Origin of the sequence: Microcoleus sp. BM001215392 (assembly GCF_036700185.1) — a bacterium.
Lineage (GTDB): Bacteria > Cyanobacteriota > Cyanobacteriia > Cyanobacteriales > Microcoleaceae > Microcoleus.
In genome coordinates this window covers 1-7,689 of the sequence record NZ_JAUBOJ010000024.1, presented here as the reverse complement: position 1 = coordinate 7,689, position 7,689 = coordinate 1, and the positions used below count along the sequence as shown (strand labels likewise).

Annotated in this window: 3 protein-coding genes; 1 reads left to right on the top strand and 2 read right to left on the bottom strand. The window is 51.1% G+C overall.

Annotated features, from left to right (window positions below; translation table 11 throughout):
- Positions 1 to 107 precede the first annotated feature (107 nt).
- Together QT974_RS04780 and QT974_RS04775 are read right to left on the bottom strand one after the other, a co-directional pair.
- Positions 108 to 3,422 carry an Ig-like domain-containing protein gene (locus tag QT974_RS04780; protein ID WP_333467377.1) on the bottom strand — a complete coding sequence of 1,105 codons (3,315 nt, stop codon included), beginning with the start codon at positions 3,420 to 3,422 and terminating at the stop codon, positions 108 to 110.
- 353 nt (positions 3,423 to 3,775) lie between these two features.
- Positions 3,776 to 5,989: a recombinase family protein gene (locus QT974_RS04775; protein WP_333467376.1), complete on the bottom strand. Its 2,214-nt coding sequence runs from the start codon at positions 5,987 to 5,989 to the stop codon at positions 3,776 to 3,778.
- Positions 5,990 to 6,042: 53 nt separating this feature from the next.
- On the opposite strand from QT974_RS04775, the gene QT974_RS04770 reads away from it, so the two are divergent.
- Positions 6,043 to 7,404, top strand: coding sequence for a proton extrusion protein PcxA (locus tag QT974_RS04770; RefSeq protein ID WP_333467375.1), 1,362 nt, complete (start codon positions 6,043 to 6,045; stop codon positions 7,402 to 7,404).
- Positions 7,405 to 7,689 lie beyond the last annotated feature (285 nt).

Here is a 7,689-nt window from a genome sequence, read left to right as displayed (position 1 = left end):
TCGTGGTTGTCCCCGGCGACGGCGTAGGCTCGGTAATTGTTTCGACAATAATTGCTGGTACTGCTGGTGGCATTGTTTCGACTCCTTGGGACGCTACTCAAAAACTACTAAATAAACTTAAAGTCAGAGGCAGTAATGACGGTGCTCAGAGCTCCGGGTACTGTGGGAATAGTATTCAACACTCCCAAATCGAAAGCTGGGAGACTGTCATCTGCCACATTTGGATCGAACCCAAGAACGTACTTATTAAAAGTATTGTTCAGGTAAACAAAGAAAGCTCCACCTTTGGTCGAACCGTTTTGATTCTTCAACACTGCGTTGACTGCTTGAGCGTTGTCAAATTTAGATTCAAACAAAATGACTTCTTGCTTGCTGATGTTGTCGCCGTTGCTGCCGATATTCCTGACGATAAAACTGGTGAAATCGTTAGTAGTTCCAGAGTTGGTTAAACCAGCAAAATTTGACGACCGGAACAAGAATCTGTCGGTGCCACTGCCGTTAACGTTAAAGTCAGCAATCACGTCCACGCCTTCGCTGGGAGTTTCGTAATAGAAGAAATCATCGCCAGGCCCACCAGTGAGCAAGTCAGAACCGATGCCACCACCCAAGATGTCATTGCCCGCACCGCCCTCAAGAGTGTCGTTGTCATCGCCACCCAATACCAAGTCGTTGCCGAAACCGCCGTTGATCGAGTCGCTGCCGACACCGCCGTCTAGAGTGTCGTCGCCCGCTTCGCCGAACAGGAAGTCGTTGCCGCCCTCGCCCAAAATGTAGTCGTTGCCGGAGCCTCCGAGTGCCGTGTCGGCACCTTCTCCGCCCAAAATCGTATCTTCGCTGTCGCCTCCGGAAAGCGAATCGTTATTGATACCGCCGTCTAGCAAGTCTCTGCCTAGTCCGCCGTCGAGGATGTCGTCGCCTGCGCCGCCGTCGATCGAATCGTCACCAATGCCGCCCAATAAGGTGTCATTGCCGGTGCCTCCGAGTATCGAGTCGTCGCTGGCTTCTCCTAATATCGAATCATTGCCTGTTGAGCCGTCGATGGTGTCGTTACCGTCACCGCCCAAGATGATGTCGTTGTCGTTGCCGCCGAACATCAGGTCGTTGCCCGCTCCCCCGATTAGCGAGTCTATGCCGTCTCCGCCGTCTACGGTGTCGTTGCCGAGTCCGCCGTCTACGGTGTCGTTGCCGATCGATCCCAGCACAGAGTCGTTACCTGCTTCACCGAATTCTAGGTCGTCGCCGCCCCTGCCGTCGATGATGTCGTTGCCGTCGCCCCCGTACAGGGTATCGTTGCCGGCGCCGCCGATGATGTAGTCGCTGAGGTTGCTGCCTGTAAACGTGCTCGCCGGGAGTGCGGTGCGATCGACAATACTATCTACCACCGTAATGCTGAACGAGCTCGGCCCGATCGTAGCAGACCCGTCGGAGGCTGTAAACGTGAAACTGTCGCTGCCACCACCAGCCAGCAAGTTGTATTTGACGATGTTGTTGTTGATATCGTCTTGGCTGAATTTGCCGCCCACATTCAGAAAAGTAGTGCCTCTTTGAACAAAACCTCTGGTAGCGTTGGGGGCTTTGGTAATCGTGTAAACGATATCCGCAGGCGGATTGTCGGGATCTGTGATTAACAAATCCGCAGCCGTGATGGTTTGGGTAGGAGAACTTTTGGCAACCACCACACCGCCATTAATTACTAGCTTCGGCGGGTTGCTGACATTGATGGTTACTACCGCCTGACTCGTGCCGCCGTTGCCGTCTAAGATCGAGTAGCTGAAGCTGTCACTACCCGAGAAGCCGGGATTCGGGGTGTATTTGAACAGGCCCCCGCCCAAGGGAGTCACGCTTCCTTTGGCTGCTGGGGTAAAAGTCGTAACCGTCAGAGGGTTCTTTTCCGGGTCAGTGTCGTTGAACAGAACGTTGAAACTTGTATCTTGACCCGCAACCGTGGTGAAGTTGTCGTTAACGGCTCTGGGAGGCTGATTGGGAAAGGGTACGGGACTTGGACTCGGCGCCGGACTTCCTGTTGGCGTCGGTGCCGGACTGATTACTGTCGGACTAGGCGTCGGACTTCCCGTCGGTGTCGGGAACATCGGCGTCGGACTCGGTGTTGGTGTCGGACTTGATGTTGGTGTCGGTGTCGGACTTGATGTCGGTGTCGGTGTCGGACTGTCTGTCGGTGTCGGTGTCGGACTTGCCGTCGGAGTCGGTGTCGGTGTCGGACTCGGCGTCGGCAGGGGCAGTGGGGTAGCGCTGCCGGGAACTGTGGGGGCAATTACAAATGAGGTTCGCCCCAAGGTTCTGCTGTCTACTCCGGGCAATACTGCTAAAAAGTCGCCGCTGACGCCCTTGCGAATAATTGCGCTGCCGGCTTTGCTGTCGGTGCTTTGGAAGATTACCAAATCTTCAAACTTGAGGTCGCCGCTGAGCCCGATCGCATCTTCACCTTGTCGAAAGTCTGTGAAAATGTCAGCATCGGCGATATCTGGGCCGCCTGTGGTCAGAAATGCCGGGTTAGTGCCGTTGCTGCTACCGCTAGGAGAACTGAAGGCACCGATGACGAACACATCTCTGCCTTCGCCTCCTGCTACGACATCTTTGCCTGCTTCGCCCCAAAGCACGTCATTGCCTGCACCGCCGTCAATGATGTCTTCCCCGGCACCGCCGAACACGATGTCATCGCCGTCGCCAGCAAAAATGGTTTCGGCGCCGGCACTGCCGTAGAGCCAGTCGCCTCCTTCGTTGCCAAATAGCAAGTCTTCGCCGTCGCCGCCGTTTAGGGTGTCGTTACCTTGATCGCCCCACAGGACATCATCGCCTCGATCGCCCAACAAGCTGTCGTCACCCGAGCCGCCGCGCATACTGTCGCTGCCTTTGCCTCCAAAACCCGTGTCTTTGCCTTCGCCTCCAACTACCGTATCGTTGCCATCATTGCCGTAGAGCAAATCCGGGTTATTTCCCCCATCCAGGGAGTCGTTGCCTTTGCCTCCGTACAGGGTATCGAGTCCCGAACCGCCATCGAGAACGTCATTGCCCTCATTGCCGTACAGCACGTCGTCATCTTCGTTGCCAAATAGTAAATCGTCGCCGCCGGCTCCTCGCAGGTTGTCGTTGCCTTGCAGCCCGGAAATCACGTCGGGCCCGGGACTGCCCACTAAGGAGTCGTTGGTTTCTGTGCCGCGGACGATGCCACCGATGACGGCGGGCGAGGTACTTAGGCCTCCGCCCAATGTGCCGTCTATGCCGCCAAATGTATCATCTACTAGAGTTGGCGTCGGGGTGCGAGTTGGGGTTGGAGTTGGGGTTGGAGTTGGGGTTGGAGTTGGTGTCGGTGTTGGTGTCGGTGTTGGTTCGGGCGTTGGCGCGGGCGTTGGCGCTGGAGTTGGCGTTGTGTCAACTATAATAACTGGTACAGCAGGGGGCATTATTTTGGCTCCTTTAAACGACGATCCTGATTAACTTTAAGAACTGATTAATATCAGTTTGTTGCCACAAATCCGGCTTAAAATTGATTAAAAATCTCGCTCATTTCTAGCATACTCAATCAAAATTGCAACTGCTAGATAATATTTTTTTCTCTCTGGTATATTTAGAGCTAAAAATATTAAATTTTGCAGGTTTTGATGCTTGTTTTGGGTACACTTTACTATCGCCGCGATCGCAGCTACAAATTTGGCTTTGAGTTTGCCCGATGTATTTATCCCGTAGCCGAAAAACAATTAGTTTTGGCAGTCATAATTTTTTGTGTCATCTTACCGAAGGCATCAGGTATGAGGTCTTATCCTGACTGCTGACTAGAAACAGAGCTGTTAATTAGAGGCAGAAGCGGCCCGGTTTGCTCTTGGCCGTTGACTGCTAGTTCGCTGTGACAAAGGTAGAGCAGCCGAGTGCGACTTAACAAATCTACCAGAATTCGCCGCAGCCGCTGTTGGTCGGCGGCGGTTTCTTCTTCGGTTTGCCAGGGACGCCCCAGTTGCGATCGTACAAATAAGGGAGCGCCAAACAATGTCGCCGCACCGCCACTGAGCCACAGGGGCGAGCCTGCATCCAGCCAAAAGTGCCATTTGTGGGCGCGCCGGCTGCTGCGGTACTGGAAGATGTTGGCGAGGGTGACGGCTCGGGCTGCTGGGCCTTCGGGACGCACGGGAAACGGGTTGGCGGTGACTGTTCCAGTCCGCAACAACTTGATGAATTGGGCGATGGTTTCTGATTCGGAGTGGTTTGTGGGTTCTTGGCGCTGCATTCGCCCGTGTATTTCCCAGTAGTGGGCGGCTGTTTCCATGAGCTCCCGCAGGGCAGATAGCCGATCGTACGGTAGGTTTCTGTCGGAAATTAAAAATTTCTGGATGGCTCGATCGAGCAGGGCTATTGGACTTGGCAACAGCCGTTCCTGTTGTTGCGACCGCTGTAGTTCGATCCACTCGACAATTTGCTTGTAGGCAAAAGCTGCTCGGTGTCCGAGTCTGTCCCACCGCCCAAAGGCTTCAACCGCCAGCAGTTGAGGTCGATCGAGATCCGGGCAAAAACAGTGATCGGCGATCAAACCTGCTCTTACCGGATCGATCGATTTTTGATTGGCCATTTTCGCTGGAATGCCGAAGCTGGACTCGGAATCTTCTGTTTCTACTACTTCGCCGTGTTTCTGGCTGCCTAAAATTACCAGCATTTCCGCTACTGCGTCTCGATCGACTTCTCGGCCGAGTCCGGGATACACTAAGGCTAATAAAGTCAGCAAAGCTCTAATCTCTGGCGTAGTCGATAGCGGACGCTGATCGTTGAGGGATGCCGCGGCGATACCCGATCGGGCAAGTATTTCGGTTAAACTGTAACGGGCGATCGCATCCATCCCAGGGGCAATTACCGCGATATCCTGCGGTTCCACTGCTTTTGACTTCACCGCATCTACGATCAGCTCAGCGGTTTCTCGCAACAATTGCGCCCGCGAAGTCGTTTCTAGCGATCGAACCGATGGTGGTAAACTCAAGCCTAAAGGATAAACACCCTCAGAATTAACTGCTAAATCGATCGCGACTTCTGCGATTTCTGGCGCTAAACCCGATCGGGCTGCCAAGTTTTCGACCTTGGCGCACCGACTTTCGAGTTCGCCGAGATATTCGGTGTCAGCCCCCAAACCCAAACGCACTCCTCCATCCGGATTGTAGGAGAATGCTCCCGCCGCCCCAGCATCCAGCATTCGATCGAACAAATCGCGGCTGATGGCCGGATAATCGTCCACATCATCGGCGATCACAGCTTGGTATCTAGAGGCCAACTGCTCCTGGTAAGCCGGATTTGGCAACAAATCGCGCCAGTAGAGTTCGCATACTATCCCGTAAGTCAGGAAACCGCGCTTCAAACACCATTCCCGCCAGCTTTCTAACAACTCTCCCGCAGTCGCCCATAGCTGGTTCGAGCCACCAGCGCCGACAAATCCCTGTTCCAGAATCCTGGGAATTTCTTCTCTCGGCGTACCGCTGACTGCTGCTAGTTGCAATAAATCTAGAGTTCGACGCACCATTCGGTTTTGACTTACCCCTGTTTGTTGCAAAATCCCTTCGTCAAGAGAGGGACGCCAGAGTCTGGCGGCAAGTTCCAATTCGGTTTCAGGTTGGAGTCTCCGAGGAAATTGAGCCCTCAAATCCAGAGACTGAACTAGCAGCGGCCAAAATAGCAATACTTCTTGCTCAAAAAAACCGAAGGGTGTTGTCGAGTGAAAGGCATTTTTTCCTTGGGTAGCGATGGCGATGCGATCGGCTAATTCCAGTCGGTTGTCTCCGTTAGCTGCTAAGACTAAAATTGCCGGGGCGGTTTGTCCCGCCCGCCGCCGCCCTCCTGGCCCGCGGCTTGAAACTGTTGCGGGCCCTGTCTTTACGGTTTTGCTCCACACGCAGAACTGCTCTACTAGGCGATCGGTTTTGCCGCTGCGGGCGGCCCCAACAATCCAAATTGACTTTTCTGCCTGCGTTCCCAATTTATGTAAATTTGTTAACATACCATGAATAGTTTAATTAATGATGTCTACAGCTAACTAACTAGCTTTGAGTTATGAACACTTCTTCATGGAACAGGTTTGTAAAATATCTCTACAGCGCTAACCAGTGGTATAGAGAAACGCCTGAAAGAGCCCTAGAACAGGCTTATGATGCTGCATTAGCAATTAAGGCGATCGAAGACGAGCATTTTGGCGGTCAACCAATTTCCGATCGCTACGGAGATTACGGACACAGCACTCTGTCTTACTTTAAATCCCAACTGCAAAAATACCTTAAGGTCATCGAAACCAGGATGGTTGAGTTTAATGCTAGCCGTTCTTTTTTGGAATTACCCGATCGGGTGGGAGCCAAACCCAAGGCTGGCTACAACGCACCGCCTCACCGCCACCCATTAGATATCGACAGCAAAGATCGATCGTCCCTGGTATTTGAGAAGCTAGGGTTTATTGATGGAGTCATCGAAAAGTATATCAATAATAGTAAATCAACTGCGATCGTTCCGGTTGCCACTTCGCTAAACCTAGCGCCCAAATCTACAAATAACAGCTCTCTATCTCAAGCAAATAAAAATGCAGCTAAGATTCATCAAACTCAGGCTGGCGAAGTTGATACTAATTCCGAAGAGGTAAATTTATTACCGCGATCGCTGTTGGGAACTTTGAATCGCATTACTAAGGAATTAGACCCGGAAGCGGAAAAAGAAGTAGTTAAAAATTTCCGCAATTCTAAAGTAAAAACCGTCATTTCCCTGAGATTTATTTTACTTTTGATTTTAGTTCCGCTCCTGACAAATCAAATTTCCAAAAATTTTATTGTCGGGCCAATTATCGATCATTTTCGAGTCAAGCAAAATGCTCCTGTATTTATAAATATTGACTTGGAAGAAGAAGCCTTTAAAGAACTGGAAAGATTCGAGCAGCACCTCAAATTTGAAACATTAATTGGTATGGCTCCGTCGCTGTCTTCAGAGGAGAGGGAAAAGAAAATTTCGGAGAAAGCAGTTGAACTGGCCGAGGAATACCGCAGTGAAAGCGGTGGAGCAATTAAAAATATTTTTGCTGATTTGATTTCCTTTATGGCTTTTGCCGCGATTATCCTCACCAACAAGAAAGAAATTGAGATTTTAAAGTCTTTCATGGATGATGTGGTTTACGGACTTAGCGACAGTGCAAAAGCTTTCGTAATTATTTTGTTTACGGATGTGTTTGTCGGATTCCACTCACCTCACGGTTGGGAGGTAATTCTCGAAGGTTTGTCGAAGCATTTGGGACTTCCAGAAAATCGGCAGTTTATCTTTCTGTTTATTGCGACGTTTCCAGTTATCTTAGATACGGTATTTAAGTATTGGATATTCCGTTATTTAAACCGGAGTTCACCTTCTGCGGTTGCTACTTACAAGAATATGAATGAGTAAGTATAGCCTCGATCGAATTTCTGAAGGTGCTCGCTGGTAATTGTTCAACAGTTGACAGTTGATAGTTTAAGAGCGACCTCTACCTAGAAGGAAGAGGATTGGAGTAATGAATAGTCTGATTTTAATTTCTCCCTCACTCGTGTTCCGGCTTTCAACCAATTCTTTCTGGTAATGGGGAATCGGTGGGGATGTATCTCACTTACTCGATCGAGGCTATATATCAGGGCAACTACAGCCTTTCTCAAAAAAGTGAGGTATGCCCGCTAATCTTATGCCCGGCGCAAG